The organism is Mesorhizobium sp. ES1-3 (genome assembly GCF_020164795.1).
In the GTDB taxonomy this organism is placed as follows: Bacteria; Pseudomonadota; Alphaproteobacteria; order Rhizobiales; family Rhizobiaceae; genus Mesorhizobium.
This window is the reverse complement of sequence record NZ_JAIUGW010000010.1, coordinates 15,138-29,133: the sequence shown is the minus strand read 5'-3', so window position 1 is coordinate 29,133 and position 13,996 is coordinate 15,138. Positions and strand designations below refer to the sequence as shown.

Genomic DNA, 13,996 nt, shown 5'->3' with positions numbered 1-13,996 from the left:
AACGGGTGCGACTTCCTCATCTGGTCCTGGCGGTTCTGATGGTTCCGGTGATGGCGGCGCTGGTCGTTGCCGGAGGACGCACGCTGAAAGGCAGCGCAAGCACTGTGGCGGTGGATCAGATCGATCCCGGCGCCGATACGATCCCGCAAGCTGACACCGGACCGGTGCCAGAAGAATCTGCAACGTCCGCCATACCTGCTCCCCAGCCGCCAAAGCCGGCGGCGCATTCGAGGGCGATCGATCCGCAGGTCGTCGCGCCGCCGGAACTGCCCGCCGGTGAGCTCGAGAGGGTCGAGCCCCGCGAACCGCTGAGCAAGCTGGCGCTGGCCGTGCCGCCCAAGCCGAAGATGCCCGACAACTGGAACGGCACGAAGCTGTTCCAGCCGGTCGCGCCGGCTGCCGGCCTGATCGAGGCGAAAGGCTATTCGGTCGCCGTTTCCGGCATCGATGTCGTCGGGCAGGACGAGACCTGCACCACCGACGGCAAATCCTGGCCGTGCGGCATCCGTGCTCGCACGGCGTTCCGTGCCTTCCTGCGCGGCCGCGCCGTGGTCTGCTTGGTGCCGCCGGAAGGTGGTCGCGACCGGATCGCGGTCGAGTGCCGGATCGGCAAGCTGGACGTCGGTCAATGGCTGGTCGAAAACGGCTGGGCGCGCGCCGCCAAGGGTGGGCCCTATGTCGGGGCCGGCAACAAGGCGCAGAGCGCGAAGAAAGGCATTTTCGGACCGGCGCCGAACCTCGCCGGCATCTCGGCGGCGCCGGCAGCGCCCGCCCCGGCGCCTCAGGCGCCGGGTTCGATCCTGGAAGAGGACGGCGGCGTCCTCAACCCAGCTGACCAGCCAACGCCTTCTGAATGAGCGAGCGGGTCTCGGGGACGCCGTAGAGGGCGGCGAAGGATCCGAAGCGTGGGCCGCGTTCCTGGCCGATCAGTACCTGATAGATCATCTGGAAGAAGGCGCCCGAAACGCCGGGGCCGCCTTCCGGACTCTGCTTGGAATGATCCTGATAGCGCTCGATCTTGCGCGCCACGTTGAGCGAAGCGTTCTGGATCGCCTCGCCGCTGGCGCCCGCCGGCAAGTCGCCAAGTGCCTTTTCGAGAGCCACCAGCGCTTCGCGCTCGACCTCGTCGGCCGGTCGAAACGTTTTCGTCGGCTTCACGAAATCGTCGAAATAGCGGATCGCATAGGCCGTCAGCCGGTCGAGCTCGGGATGGGTGGCCGGCGTCACGCCCTGCACGTGGCGCGAGATGAAGCCCCACAGCACGTCCTTGTTTTGCGCATTGGAGGCACTGACCAGGTTGAGCAGCAGCGAGAACGGCACCGGCATGTCGATGGCGGGCGGATTGCCGTCATGCATATGCCAGACCGGGTTGCCCAGCCGCTCCTTCCAGTCCTGACGGGGATAGGCGGCGAGGAAGGTGTAATATTCGTCCACCGCCCGCGGTATGACGTCGAAATACAGTTTCTTGGCCTGCCGCGGCCGCTGGTACATGTAGAGCCCCAGGCTCTCGGCCGGTGCATAGGCCAGCCATTCGTCGATGGTCAGGCCATTGCCCTTCGACTTGGAAATCTTCTGGCCGTTCTCGTCGAGGAACAGCTCGTAGACGAAATGGTCCGGCGCCCGCCCGCCCAGGATGTTGCAGATGCGGTCATAGACCACCGCATTGGTCTGGTGGTCCTTGCCGAACATCTCGAAGTCGACGCCGAGCGCCGCCCAGCGCATGCCGAAATCCGGCTTCCACTGCAGCTTCACCCGGCCACCGGTGACCGGCAGCGTGGTTTCGGTGCCTTCATCGTCGAAGGTGATGGTGCCGGCCTTGGCGTCCACATGCTTCATGGGAACGTAAAGCACGCGCCCGCTCTTCGGCGAGATAGGCAGGAAGGGGCTGTAGGTCGCCTGTCGCTCAGGTCCGAGCGTCGGCAGCATGACCGCCATGATCTGGTCGTAGCGTTCGGCGGCGCGCAACAGCATCGCATCGAAGCGGCCGGCCTTGTAGTACTGCGTCGCGCTGGCGAACTCGTAGTCGAAACCGAACGTGTCGAGGAAGCGGCAGAGCATCGCATTGTTGTGGTCGGCGAAGCTCGCATAGTCGCCGCCGAAGGGGTTGGGCACCGATGACAGCGGCTTGTGCAGATATGGCTCGAGCGCTGCGCGATCCGGCACGCTGTCGGGTATCTTGCGCATGCCGTCCATGTCGTCGGAAAAGCACAGCAGCTTGGTGGCGACCTTGTCCCGCGTCAGCACGCGGAACGCATGGCGCACCATCGAGGTGCGCGCCACTTCGCCGAACGTGCCGATATGCGGCAGGCCCGACGGTCCATAGCCGGTCTCGAACAGGATCGTTTCTGGAAAGTCGGCGCCCTTGTAGCGCTCGATGATCTTTTTGGCTTCCTCGAACGGCCATGCCTTGCTCTCGACCGCAGCCGTCAGCAGTTCGGGATTGAGATCGATGATGTTTGATCCCGCCATGGTCCTGTTTTCCAAAATTATTCGCCGTTCTGGCTGCAAGTGTCGATTTTCAACCGGTCTCTAGGCGCGCGTGGCCGGAGCGTCAACGCGTGGAGCGCTTTTTCCTTGCGGCCTCGGGCTCTCCTTCCTACCTTCGGAGCCCGTCAAGGAGTAAAGAATGCCGTCGCCGACCCCACATGAAGCCCTGATCTATCTGATGGTCATCACATCGGCCTCAGACCGGGACATGACCGACATCGAACTGGCCAGGATCGGCGAGGTCGTCCGCTCGTGGCCGGTGTTCGAGGATTTCAGGCAGGACCGGCTGGTTTCCGTGGCCCAGGCCTGCCAAAAGATGCTGCACGAGAAGGATGGGCTGGAGGGGGTCCTGACCCAGGTTGCGGAGGCGCTGCCGGAGCGGCTGCACGACACCGCCTACGCCGCCGCCTTCGAGGTCGCCGCCGTCGATCTGGAGATGCGGATGGAGGAGGTGCGCGTGCTGCAACTGATCCGCCGTCAGCTCGATCTCGACACGTTGACCGTGGCGGCCATCGGCCGTGCGGCCAAGGCAAGGCTTCGCACGCTCACCTGAAGAGAGCGTTACGCCGACTCAGAAAAAACTGACCGGGACCGGATCAGAAAAAACTGACCGGGAACCGGATCAGAAAAAGCTGACCGGGAAATAGCGCAGGTAGAATTCGGCGAAAGTGCCTTTCATCGAAATCTCCTGCAATGCGTAGTCGAGTGCTGCGGCCAGCGCCGGATTGTCGGCGCGCGTGGCGATTGCCATGCCGGTGCCCAGATATTCGGGCGCCAGGTAGGGGCCGCCGGCAAAGCGGCAGCAGCCGGCCGCATCGGAGCCGCCGAGCCAGAAGGCGAAGCGCATGCCGTCGCCGAAGGCCGCGTCGATCTTGCCAGCCTTGAGGTCGCCGTAGAGCGCTTCCGGCCCGTCGAAGGGGACGACCTGGACCGTGCTGAAATAGTCGCGCAGCATGCGTTCATGCGCCGAGCCTGATATCACGCCGACGCGCTTACTGCGCAATTTGTCGAAGATCGGTTCCGCCAGCGCCTTGTTCTTGGGCATGATGAAGCGTGCCGGAAACTGCAGGTAGGCGCGCGAGAAGGCGTATGTCTGGCGTGACTGCGGCGTTGCGGCAATGCCGGCGATGATCGCTTCGCCTTCGCCTTTCTCGAGCGCGCCTTGAAGCTCCGCCCACGGCAAGGCTTGGATCTGGCATTTGTCGACGATGCCGAGTTCCGCGCAGATGGCGCGCGCCATGTCGATATGGAAACCGGACAGCTTTCCCGCACCGTCGAGGAAATTGAAGGGCGGAAAATCCGTGGTCGTCAGGAACCGCAGCCGCGGCAGTGCCGAAAGGTCCGGCTTGGGCAGCCGCTCCTTGGCGTCCCATAGCACCGGTACCTGCGGCTCCGCCGCGCGCGCTCCGGGAACCCAAGCCAGGGCCGCGATGAGCGCCGCTGCCAGGACCTGGAACCTCCATTGGAACGCCAAGATAGAACTCCGCCGCACTCGTTCTCGTGCCGGTTTTGGTACGAAAATGGTACAGGCACAATGCTTTTTGATTTCAACGCTTCGATTTCAGGATATGGTTCGGTGGGTTTGCAAACAGCGGTGGCTGCCCTGGTGGGGTACCAGGGTCGAGAACCACAACCGGAAGCGGGCGCTTTGCAATTCCTGGTCGGTGGCGAAGTGCCGGCAAGGCGTGGACCATGGACTTTAATGCATAAGGCAACATGGGGTTGATGTTGCGATGGGTCAGTTCGATCGGACGCTGGAATACATAGACCAGGTGCAGCACGCCGCAACGGCGGCCGCGGTCTGCGAGAAACTGTTGGGCGTAACATCGGAGTTCGGCCTGACCGCGCTGATGGCCGGAACCGTTCCGAAGCCGCGCACGCCCACGGGTCAGCAAAAGCAGCATGTGCTGCTTTGCGACTGGCCGGTCGAATGGCTCGAGCGCTATGTGACGCGCAACTATGTCGATCACGATCCGGTCGTCAGTCACATGAAACAGCTGCAGGCGCCGTTCCAGTGGCGGGAAGCCGCCCAGGGGCTTCGCATCGACAAGGGCAGTGGCGAAGTGATGGGCGACGCCGGCGCCTTCAAGCTTCGCGATGGGCTGGCCTTTCCGCTGATCACGCTCGACGGCGAAATCGTCATGGTGTCGCTGGGTGGCGAGGCCGTGGAACTGTCGGCGGCCGAGTTCGGCCTGGTCTCGCTGGTCTCGACCTATGCCGTTGGCCGCGCCATGCAACTCCACACCATGGCGGCCACGACCATCGATCACATCGAACTGACGCCGCGCGAACGCGAGTGCCTGCAATGGGCCGCCGTCGGCAAGTCCGAATGGGAGATTTCGCAAATCCTCGGCATCTCCGAACACACGTCGGAGAAACATCTTCTTAACGCCAAAAGCAAACTCGGTGCCGTCAACCGGGTGCAGGCAGTCGCCGAGGCGATAAGGCGGGGATACATTAGCTAGGTCGGCCGTGCCGGCCTAGAACTTCTCGCCTACGTGATCACGCAATTTTCGCATCGAAGCACGGCCGTATCTTCCCCTGAAACACAGGAGACTACGGAATGCTTTTTTGTCTTTCGACCAAAGAATTGATGGAACGCCCCGACCTCTGGGAGGCCGTCCATCGGCTGCGCTATCGGATATTCGTCGAGGAAATGGGATGGGAGGACCTGCGTCGCCCCGACGGGTTCGAGGTCGACCAGTTCGATCATGACGAGGCGGTGCATCAGATCGTCATCAGGGGCAATGAAGTCGCGGGTTATCAGCGGATGTTGCCGACCACGCGGCCGCATCTCTTGACCGAGGTGTTGACCGATCTCTCCGAAGGAACGCCGCCGGCGGGTCCCAACATCTGGGAGTTGACCCGCTATGCGGTGGCTCCGGGTTTTCGCGATGGCCGGCGCGGCGTCTCGACCGTCGGCACGGAATTGATAGCCGGTTTCGTCGAGTGGGGTCTGAAGCGCGGCGTCGACAAGGTGATCATCGAGTTCGAGCCGATGTGGGTGCTGCGCGCACTGCAGTTGCACTTCCTGGCGACGCCGCTGGGCTATCAGCGCACCTATGGCAACCAGCAGGTCGTGGCGACGCTGCTCACCTTCAACGAGCACACGCTGGACGTGGTGCGTTCGCGCCGCAAACATCATGCACCCGTCCTGGCCAGGGGATATCCCGACATGTTCGGCCAAAGGAGGGCGTCATGAACGCGCATCCGCAGCCTGAACTGCGCAACCACGCGCTGATCGTCACCGTATCGTCGAATGACGGCCGGCCGGTGCTCGACAGACGGGCCTATGAGAGCCTTGCCAGGACGTTCCACGAAGCCGCCGAGAACGACGAGGTGCGGGTCGTCGTGCTGCGCGGCCTGGCGGGCTGCTTCTGTCTTGGCGGCGACTTTTCCGAATTCCTGGATGCCACCAAGCATCAGAAGCTGATCGCCGCCGTCACCGACATGTTCCGCATGCTGGCGACGTTTCCCAAGCCCATCCTGGCCTGTGTCGACGGCGATGCCGTTGGCGTCGGCTGCACCATCCTGTTCCATTGCGACATGGTGATCGCGTCGGAAAAAAGCACGTTCCGGGTGCCGTTCGTCGATTTTGGCCTGGTGCCGGACGCGGCGACCAGCATCCTGGCGCCGCAGAAGCTCGGCTATGCCGGCGCTTTCCGCTTCTTCTGCCTCGGCGACACGCTTCGTGCCGAGGACGCCAGGGCGCTCGGCCTCGTCGCCGAGATCGTCCCGGAGGGCAGCGTCGAGGAGGCGACGCTCGGCCGGGCCAGGCAGCTCGTCAAAAAGCCGGTTGCGGCGTTGCTGCAGACGCGCGGCCTGCTCAAGGGCAACACCACGGCACTTTGCGAGCGCATCGATGAGGAGATATCGCTGTTCCAGCAGGCGCTGCAAGACGACGCGACGCTGCGACGGTTGCAGCGGATCGCGCGCCTGGCGGCCTAGAGTCGGATGGTTTCAGGTCGAATCGGCCTGAAACCTGAATCGGTAGTGCGTCTATCAAATTGTGCCGCGCTCCCTTTGGCTGCGCGGCACCAAAAGCGTCAGTCCTGCTTGCCGAGGAATGATGGTCCCTCGCCGATGATCTTCCTGTCTTCCTTGCCGATGACATCGAGATCGCGCCCCTCATAGGGCAGCGACAGGAGGATGCGACGCATCACCGCCAGCCGCGCGCGGCGCTTGTCGTTGGCCCGCACGATGATCCATGGCGCGAACTCCTTGTGGGTGTGCTCGAGCATGCTGTCGCGCGCCTTGCTGTAATCGTCCCACTTGGTGATGCCGGCAATGTCGATCGGCGAGAACTTCCAGCTCTTCAGGGGGCTGTAGCGGCGATCGTGAAAGCGCTCGAGCTGCGTCTCCTGGCCGATGTTCAGCCAGAATTTGAAGAAATGCATGCCGTCATTGACGATCATTCGTTCGAAATGCGGCGTCTCGTTGAGAAACTTCTCGTGCTGTTCGGGGGTGCAAAAACCCATCACCGGCTCGACGCCGGCGCGGTTGTACCAGGAGCGGTCGAAGGTGACGAATTCGCCCGACGTCGGGAAATGATCGGCATAGCGCTGGTAATACCATTGCCCCAACTCCGTCGGGGTCGGCTTGGTCAGCGCGACGTTGCGCGCCGTGCGCGGGTTGAGGTACTGGCGCAGCACGAAGATCGTGCCACCCTTGCCGGCAGCGTCGCGCCCCTCGAACAGCGCCATCACCCGTTTGCCGGTCGCCTGCAGCCATGCTTGCGCCTTGACCAGCTCGATCTGCAATTGCTCGAGCGTTTCGTCATACTCCTCGCCTTTCATCTTCTTGTCGTAGGGATACCCGCCTGCGGTCAGCTTGTTCTCCTCGACCCAGTCCGGAAGCGCGGGATTCTCGATGTCGAACTCCCGTTCCTTGCCGCCGATCCGGATTTTCAGCGGACCTGTTGGCGTGGCGGAATTTTCCTTGGCCTTATTCATGCAGACGAACCCTTTTAAGTGTCTGGACTCATGCTATTGGGAGCCACTACAGCGCCGCGCGTCCATTTGGACACGCGAAGGACGCTGTAGCACTTTTGATTTGCGGTCCAGCGGAAGTTTTCGCCGCCGTGTGACCGGTGGAGGCTGGGCGCGCGAATGACTGACCTGGGCGCGGAGCAGAAAGGCACGGGGCAAGCGATCGCCGGCCGGCTGTGGAACAGCCGCTGGCTGCTCGCGGCCAGTGTCCTGGGGGTCCTGATCACCTATGGCTTCGCGGGTATTTCCGCCTACGTGCTGGTACCGGCGCTGCTCCTGCTGCTGGCGGCGGCAATATTGCCGGTGGCGGGTGCGCGCCATTCCGCCGAGGGCGCCGGGGCAATCGAGGCGATGGGCTTGCAGCGCCTGTCGGGCGAATATCTGGCGGCCGCCGTCGCCGATCCGCTCATCATCTTCGACCATGCCGCCACCATCGTCCACGCCAACGCCGCCGCCTTTGCCGCCTTTGGCGGCATCGCGCCCGGCATATCGCTGCCGCTGAAATTCCGGGCGCCGGAAATGCAGGCGCTGCTGGACAGTGTCCTGTCGGGCACCGTCGCCTCGGATGTTGTCGACTACACCGAGAAACTGCCCGTCGAACGGGCCTACCGGGTCAGCGCCTCCTCGGTCGGGCATGGCACCGACCTCTATGTGCTGGTCTTCAAGGACCAGAGCGAGGCGCGGCGCATAGACCGCATGCGCGCGGACTTCATCGCCAATGCCAGTCATGAGTTGCGCACCCCGCTGGCTTCGATCGCGGGCTTCATCGAAACGCTGCGCGGACCGGCCCGCAACGATCCGGCGGCGCGCGAGCAGTTCCTCCAGATCATGCAGAACCAGACCGGCCGCATGGCGCGCCTGATCGATGACCTGCTGTCGCTGTCGCGGCTGGAGATGAAGCCCTATCTGAAGCCGGGAACCGAAGTCGATCTGCGCCAGACCGTGGACGGCGTCATCGATTCGCTCGGACCGCTCGCCCGGGAAAACAATGTCGTCATCGAGCGCGATTTCGCCGAGGGGTCGCTCGATGTGCCGGGCGATCGCGACGAGCTGTTCCAGGTGTTCGAGAACCTTTTGGAAAATGCCTGCAAATACGGCCAGTCGGGCGGGCGGGTTGTGGTGTCGATCGCGCTCGGCGAAGATGGTGCCGAACCGGGCATCGACGTGACGATCAGGGATTTTGGCCCCGGCATTCCCGAGGAGCATATCCCGCGCATCACCGAGCGCTTCTATCGCATCGATGTCGAGACCAGCCGCACGCAGAAAGGCACGGGTCTTGGCCTGTCGATCGTCAAGCACATCCTGACGCGTCACAACGCCAGGCTGACGATCAGGTCCGAGGTCGGCAAGGGCGCCGCCTTCTCGGTCCATTTGCCGGTGCACTGATACTGCCCTAGTTTTCCACGGGACCGTTTCTTTTTTCTGTCATCCGGTTAGCGTATCAGCGGGGATTCGAGGAAACGACTCAAAGACAAGACACCCCGTGGGAAGGCATTTCGTCCATGCAATCCGTTCACACAATGAGCGCCTTTGACGAGGAACTGAAAGATCTCTCCAAGCGCATCGCGGCGATGGGCGGCCATGCCGAGCGCATGGTCGAGCAGGCGGTCGCCGCCTTGGTCAATGCCGATCCGGGATTGGCCCAGAAAGTCATTCGCGATGACGCCGTGCTGGATGAGGGGCAGCGTGAGATCGACGACAAGGCGATCATCATCATCGCCAAGCGCCAGCCGATGGCGACGGACCTGCGCGAGATCGTCGGCGCCATCCGCATTTCGGCCGACCTCGAGCGGGTCGGAGACCTCGGCAAGAACGTCGCCAAGCGGGTGGCTGCCGTCACCGACGGCCGTCAGCCGACCAGCCTTTTCCGCGGCTTGGAGGCTCTGGCCAACCTGGCGCTGACCCAGCTGAAGGAAGTGCTCGACGTCTACGCGTCGCGTTCGGTCGACAAGATCGGCTTCGTGCGCGACCGTGACGACCAGATCGATGCCATGTACACGTCGCTGTTTCGCGAATTGCTGACCTACATGATGGAAGATCCGCGCAACATCACGCCCTGTACGCATCTGCTGTTCTGCGCCAAGAACATCGAGCGTATCGGCGATCACGCCACCAACATCGCCGAGACCATCTACTACATCGTCACCGGCGACCAGATGCCGGCCGAGCGGCCGAAGAGCGACAAGACGGACAAGATCGGCCTCCCCGCGGCGCTGCCGGTGAAGTGAACGCACGTCCTCTCGAACGCTTAATCATATTGCGCTAAACTATCCCGAGATAAACTTGCTGGTTCCCCAGGGAAGGCAACGCTTTCGGGAGGCTGCGATGGAATATGTCCGCGAGTTCAAGCCCTCGCCGCCGTCATCGGGCATCATCGCCTGCGGTGTCTATACCGCCGGGCGCCGGATCGCCGATATTCCGATCGAGGAAGCCGGCGAATGGGCCAAGAAATCGGGGCATGTCGTCTGGATCGGGCTGCTTGAACCTGACCGCGAACTTCTGTTGCGCGTCAAGGCGCAGTTTCATCTTCATGAGCTGGCGATCGAGGATGCCGAGCATCCGCACCAGCGCCCAAAGATCGAGCAATATGGCGATGCGCTGTTCATCGTTGCTCGCACGGCGCAATTGATCGAAGGGCGCGTCACCTTCGGCGAGACACATCTGTTTGTCGGCTCAGGCTACATCGTCAGCGTCAGGCACGGCCCGTCGACATCCTATGCCGCCGTGCGCCAGCACTGGGAAAGCTGCCCGCATTCGCTGGCCAAGGGCGAGGATTTCGTCCTCTACGCCATTCTCGACTTCATCGTCGACAATTACATGCCCGTGCTCGAGCAGATCGAGGACGAGGTCGAGGCGATCGAGGACAAGGTCCTGCTGAAGCCGATGACCGGTCCCGACATCGAACGCCTCTACATGCTGCGCCGCGACCTCCTGCGCCTGCGCAACGCGGCATTGCCATTGGTGGAAGTCTGCCGCCGGCTGACCAGCGCCGAGCTGCCGCAGATCCATTCGGCCATGCACCCGCTGTTCCGCGACGTGACGGATCATATCCGTACCGTCCAGGAGAAGGTCGACAGCCTGCGCGAGGTGCTGGCCTTCGCCTTCGAGGCCAGTCTTCTGGTCGGTCAGAGCCAGGAAACGGCGATCTCGAAGAAACTCGCCTCATGGGCGGCCATCCTGGCGGTGCCAACCGCATTCGCCGGCATCTATGGCATGAACTTTACCGACATGCCGGAGCTGAAGATGGAATATGGCTACCCGATGGTGCTGGCCATCATCGCGCTGATCTGCTCTTTTCTGTACTGGCGGTTTCGCAAGAATGGATGGTTGTGAAGTAGTCAGTAGTCAGTAGTCAGTAGTCAGTAGTGATTGGTTGGGATCACAGCTACTCACTACTCACTACTCACTCCGCTCAGCGATTCCGCCGCCGCTCCGCCGCCGGCTGGAACGCCACGCGGGCATGGTATTTGCAGTAGGGACCGGTTTCGGCGGCTTCGTTGCCGCAGAAATTGAAGTCCTCCGAAAGCGGATCGCCATTCGGCCATTTGCAGGTGCGCTCGGTCAGTTCGACGAGTTGCAGATGCCGTGAGATCGGGACCACGACGTTCTCGACCGGGCGGATGTAGTGTCTTGCCACGGGTTCGGCGTCGAACTGCGTCTGAAGGGCCGTCGCGCCGATCGAAGTCGTGACATGGCGTGCCGTGCTCGCGGCGCGCGCCACCGACTTCTGGACGGTCGATCCCTGCGTCGCCTTCTTCTGGCGTGCCGGCGTCGCTGTCGCACGGCCGCGGCCTGACAGCTTCAGCCGGTGCACCTTGCCGATGACCGCGTTGCGGCTGACCCCTCCGAGCTGCGCGGCAATCTGGCTTGCGCTCAGACCCTCCGACCACAGTTTTCTCAAGAGTTCTACCCGCTCGTCAGTCCAGTTCATGACCGCGCTCCTTATAAGCGTGCGGCAACCAGAATCCATTCCCGACCCAGCACCACTGCTGGGGCAGACACCACATATATCTGGTGATTAGGTCCGCCGCACGAAATCTAGTTATTTCTCGACTACAACTACTCTATACGCTGACTCGGTGACAAGAGTCCCAAGTGCAACACGAGTCGGTTTTTTCGGTTTTCCCCAACTTGCCCGGTCGCTCATGAGCCGGCGTTGCGTCAGGGGGCTTGCCGCGCGCCACTACGCGACGTTTTCGTTGACTTCATGACCGAAAAACACGATAAGCCGCAGAAGGCCGCCGCTTTGGCGGCTTTTTTGATTTTCCGGTACCGGAGACGCATATAATGAGCGGTTCGGCGCTTTACGAGACCTTTGCTCGCGCACCCCTGGCCTTCGACCATGGGGAAGGCACTTGGCTGGTTACCGACAAGGGCGAACGATATCTCGATTTCGCCGGCGGCATAGCGGTCAATTCGCTTGGCCACGGCCATCCGCATCTGGTCGCGGCCCTCACCGAACAGGCGGCGAAACTCTGGCACGTCTCCAATCTCTACGAGATCCCGGGGCAGAGCAGGCTCGGGGAGCGGCTGGCAGATGCCACCTTCGCCGACAAGGTGTTCTTCACCAATTCCGGCGCCGAGGCGCTGGAATGTGCGATCAAGACGGCGCGGCGCTACCACTTCGTCAAGGGACATCCCGAGCGCTTCCGCATCATCACCTTCGAGGGCGCCTTCCATGGCCGCACGCTGGCGACCATCGCGGCCGGCGGCCAGTACAAATACCTCGAAGGCTTCGGACCCAAGGTCGAAGGCTTCGACCAGGTCGGTTTCGACGACATCGACGCCGCTGAAAAGGCGATCACGCCCGAGACCGCCGCGATCCTGATCGAGCCGGTGCAAGGCGAGGGCGGCATCCGCCCGGTGCCGACACAGTCGCTGAAGCGGCTGCGGCAACTCTGCGAGCAGCATGGCCTGCTGTTGATCTACGACGAGGTCCAGTGCGGCATTGGCCGTACCGGCAAGCTGTTCGCGCATGAGTGGTCTGCGGTGACGCCCGACATCATGGCAATCGCCAAGGGCATTGGCGGCGGCTTCCCGATGGGCGCCTGCCTCGCCACCGACGAGGCGGCCGTCGGCATGACCGCCGGCGTGCACGGCACCACCTTCGGCGGCAATCCGCTGGCAATGGCGGTCGGCAACGCCGTCCTCGACGTTGTGCTGGAAGACGGCTTCCTGGAGGATGTCCAGCGCAAGGCGCTACTGATGAAGCAGGGGCTGGCGTCGATAGCCGACGAATTCCCCGAGGTGATCGAGGATATCAGGGGCACCGGGCTGATGCTCGGCCTCAAATGCGCGATGCCCAACGGCAAGGTGAACATGGCGCTGCGCGACCAGCATCTGCTGGCGGTTCCGGCCGGCGACAACGTCATTCGCCTGCTGCCACCGCTCACCGTCACCGACGCCGAGATTCACGAAGCGCTCAACCGCATCCGCGCTGGCGCCAAGGGCCTGTCGGAGGCCATTGCCTCCGCCGCCGCGAAGTAATCCGGAACCATTCCTGATGTCAGTTCGCCATTTCACCGATCTTTCCACCGTTTCCGAAGGCGATTTGCGCTTCATGCTGGATGATGCGGTGACGCGAAAGGCGCGTCTCAAGGCCGGCGAGCGGACCAAGCCGCTCGAAGGCAAGGTGCTGGCCATGATCTTCGACAAGCCGTCGACGCGCACGCGCGTTTCTTTCGACGTCGGCATGCGCCAGCTTGGCGGCGAGACCATCATGTTGACCGGCACCGAGATGCAGCTCGGCCGCTCCGAGACCATCGCCGATACAGCCAAGGTGCTGTCGCGCTATGTCGACGCGATCATGATCCGCACCACCTCGCATGAGCGGCTGCTGGAGCTGACCGAGAATGCCACCGTTCCGGTGATCAACGGGCTGACCGACGACACCCATCCCTGCCAGCTGATGGCCGACATCATGACATTCGAGGAGCATCGCGGTCCGGTGGCCGGCAAGACGATTGCCTGGACCGGCGACGGCAACAATGTGCTGCACTCGCTGCTCGAGGCCTCGGCCCGGTTCCGCTTCAACCTCAACGTCGCCGTGCCCGAAGGCAGCGAACCGGCGCAGAAGCATGTCGACTGGTCCAAGGCGCATGGCGGCAAGCTGCATTTCACCCGCTTGCCCGAGGAAGCCGTCGACCAGGCCGACTGCATCGTCACCGACTGCTGGGTGTCGATGGGCCAGGAACACCGTGCCCGCGGCCACAATGTCTTCTCGCCCTATCAGGTCAACGCGGCGCTGATGGCCAAGGCGAAGCCCGACGCCCTGTTCATGCATTGTCTGCCGGCGCATCGCGGCGAGGAGGTGACCGACGAGGTCATCGACGGGCCGCATTCGGTGGTGTTCGACGAGGCCGAGAACCGGCTCCACGCCCAGAAGGCCGTGCTTGCCTGGTGCCTCGGTGCTTGATGTGTCTGAGCGCATGACGTGTCTGGGCGCCTGAAGTGTCCGGGCGCTTGATCCGCGGGGGCGCGATGCCTATCTGCGCCGCATCACGCAAATCAAGCGCGTTTGG

The 13,996-nt window shown here is 63.0% G+C and carries 14 protein-coding genes; 10 read left to right on the top strand and 4 right to left on the bottom strand.

The genetic code is table 11. The annotated features are described in order from the left end of the window. Positions 1 to 5: 5 nt before the first annotated feature. Entirely contained in the window at positions 6 to 857 is an 852-nt protein-coding gene (locus tag LB536_RS15610; protein ID WP_411966550.1) for a thermonuclease family protein, read from the top strand. Here the strand turns inward: LB536_RS15610 and LB536_RS15605 are convergent. After that, positions 823 to 2,469, bottom strand: coding sequence for a lysine--tRNA ligase (locus LB536_RS15605; RefSeq protein WP_224594005.1), 1,647 nt, complete (start codon positions 2,467 to 2,469; stop codon positions 823 to 825). The two genes, LB536_RS15610 and LB536_RS15605, sit on opposite strands and share 35 nt — an antisense overlap. A 157-nt stretch (positions 2,470 to 2,626) precedes the next feature. On the opposite strand from LB536_RS15605, the gene LB536_RS15600 reads away from it, so the two are divergent. Continuing rightward, complete coding sequence (locus LB536_RS15600; RefSeq protein ID WP_224594002.1) at positions 2,627 to 3,040, top strand: tellurite resistance TerB family protein; 414 nt, start codon at positions 2,627 to 2,629, stop codon at positions 3,038 to 3,040. Between the two features lie 69 nt (positions 3,041 to 3,109). Here the strand turns inward: LB536_RS15600 and LB536_RS15595 are convergent, their stop codons facing one another. Next, positions 3,110 to 3,961, bottom strand: a complete 852-nt coding sequence (locus LB536_RS15595) for a transporter substrate-binding domain-containing protein (protein ID WP_140811332.1) — start codon at positions 3,959 to 3,961, stop codon at positions 3,110 to 3,112. A 259-nt stretch (positions 3,962 to 4,220) separates the two neighbouring features. Between LB536_RS15595 and LB536_RS15590 the strand changes: the two genes are divergently transcribed. From LB536_RS15590 to LB536_RS15580, 3 genes are all read left to right on the top strand, one after another. Further along, positions 4,221 to 4,952, top strand: a complete 732-nt coding sequence (locus LB536_RS15590) for a helix-turn-helix transcriptional regulator (protein ID WP_224593998.1) — start codon at positions 4,221 to 4,223, stop codon at positions 4,950 to 4,952. 98 nt (positions 4,953 to 5,050) lie between these two features. Next, a complete protein-coding gene (locus LB536_RS15585) occupies positions 5,051 to 5,689 on the top strand; it encodes an acyl-homoserine-lactone synthase (protein ID WP_140757829.1) in 639 nt (212 codons plus the stop codon). Further along, complete coding sequence (locus LB536_RS15580; RefSeq protein ID WP_140811331.1) at positions 5,686 to 6,435, top strand: enoyl-CoA hydratase-related protein; 750 nt, start codon at positions 5,686 to 5,688, stop codon at positions 6,433 to 6,435. Before LB536_RS15585 ends, LB536_RS15580 begins: the two co-directional genes overlap by 4 nt. Before the next feature lie 98 nt (positions 6,436 to 6,533). On the opposite strand, the gene ppk2 is transcribed toward LB536_RS15580, so the two are convergent. Further along, on the bottom strand, positions 6,534 to 7,439 hold the full coding sequence (gene ppk2, locus LB536_RS15575; protein ID WP_224593995.1) for a polyphosphate kinase 2: 906 nt from the start codon (positions 7,437 to 7,439) through the stop codon (positions 6,534 to 6,536). A 156-nt stretch (positions 7,440 to 7,595) separates the two neighbouring features. Between ppk2 and LB536_RS15570 the strand changes: the two genes are divergently transcribed. The 3 genes from LB536_RS15570 (at position 7,596) to LB536_RS15560 (ending at position 10,808) form a co-directional block, all read left to right on the top strand. Continuing rightward, positions 7,596 to 8,861, top strand: coding sequence for an ATP-binding protein (locus LB536_RS15570; protein WP_224593982.1), 1,266 nt, complete (start codon positions 7,596 to 7,598; stop codon positions 8,859 to 8,861). 116 nt (positions 8,862 to 8,977) lie between these two features. Then, positions 8,978 to 9,703 (top strand): phosphate signaling complex protein PhoU, encoded by a 726-nt coding sequence (gene phoU / locus LB536_RS15565; protein ID WP_140757825.1) that lies wholly within the window; start codon positions 8,978 to 8,980, stop codon positions 9,701 to 9,703. A 97-nt stretch (positions 9,704 to 9,800) separates the two neighbouring features. Then, positions 9,801 to 10,808 (top strand): magnesium and cobalt transport protein CorA, encoded by a 1,008-nt coding sequence (locus LB536_RS15560; protein ID WP_140757824.1) that lies wholly within the window; start codon positions 9,801 to 9,803, stop codon positions 10,806 to 10,808. Between the two features lie 79 nt (positions 10,809 to 10,887). On the opposite strand, the gene LB536_RS15555 is transcribed toward LB536_RS15560, so the two are convergent. Continuing rightward, positions 10,888 to 11,406, bottom strand: a complete 519-nt coding sequence (locus LB536_RS15555; RefSeq protein WP_140614743.1) for a GcrA family cell cycle regulator — start codon at positions 11,404 to 11,406, stop codon at positions 10,888 to 10,890. Positions 11,407 to 11,762: 356 nt separating this feature from the next. Between LB536_RS15555 and LB536_RS15550 the strand changes: the two genes are divergently transcribed. Together LB536_RS15550 and argF are read left to right on the top strand one after the other, a co-directional pair. Next, on the top strand, positions 11,763 to 12,962 hold the full coding sequence (locus LB536_RS15550; protein WP_140757823.1) for an aspartate aminotransferase family protein: 1,200 nt from the start codon (positions 11,763 to 11,765) through the stop codon (positions 12,960 to 12,962). A gap of 16 nt (positions 12,963 to 12,978) precedes the next feature. After that, positions 12,979 to 13,890 carry an ornithine carbamoyltransferase gene (gene argF / locus LB536_RS15545; RefSeq protein ID WP_224593980.1) on the top strand — a complete coding sequence of 304 codons (912 nt, stop codon included), beginning with the start codon at positions 12,979 to 12,981 and terminating at the stop codon, positions 13,888 to 13,890. Positions 13,891 to 13,996: the final 106 nt, after the last annotated feature.

Coding starts and splice junctions, on each gene's coding strand:
- LB536_RS15605 (WP_224594005.1), bottom strand. CDS start 2,469: ATGGCGGGATCAAACATCATCGATCTCAATCCCGAACTGCTGACGGCT.
- LB536_RS15600 (WP_224594002.1), top strand. CDS start 2,627: ATGCCGTCGCCGACCCCACATGAAGCCCTGATCTATCTGATGGTCATC.
- LB536_RS15590 (WP_224593998.1), top strand. CDS start 4,221: ATGGGTCAGTTCGATCGGACGCTGGAATACATAGACCAGGTGCAGCAC.
- LB536_RS15585 (WP_140757829.1), top strand. CDS start 5,051: ATGCTTTTTTGTCTTTCGACCAAAGAATTGATGGAACGCCCCGACCTC.
- LB536_RS15580 (WP_140811331.1), top strand. CDS start 5,686: ATGAACGCGCATCCGCAGCCTGAACTGCGCAACCACGCGCTGATCGTC.
- ppk2 (WP_224593995.1), bottom strand. CDS start 7,439: ATGAATAAGGCCAAGGAAAATTCCGCCACGCCAACAGGTCCGCTGAAA.
- LB536_RS15570 (WP_224593982.1), top strand. CDS start 7,596: ATGACTGACCTGGGCGCGGAGCAGAAAGGCACGGGGCAAGCGATCGCC.
- phoU (WP_140757825.1), top strand. CDS start 8,978: ATGCAATCCGTTCACACAATGAGCGCCTTTGACGAGGAACTGAAAGAT.
- LB536_RS15560 (WP_140757824.1), top strand. CDS start 9,801: ATGGAATATGTCCGCGAGTTCAAGCCCTCGCCGCCGTCATCGGGCATC.
- LB536_RS15555 (WP_140614743.1), bottom strand. CDS start 11,406: ATGAACTGGACTGACGAGCGGGTAGAACTCTTGAGAAAACTGTGGTCG.
- LB536_RS15550 (WP_140757823.1), top strand. CDS start 11,763: ATGAGCGGTTCGGCGCTTTACGAGACCTTTGCTCGCGCACCCCTGGCC.
- argF (WP_224593980.1), top strand. CDS start 12,979: ATGTCAGTTCGCCATTTCACCGATCTTTCCACCGTTTCCGAAGGCGAT.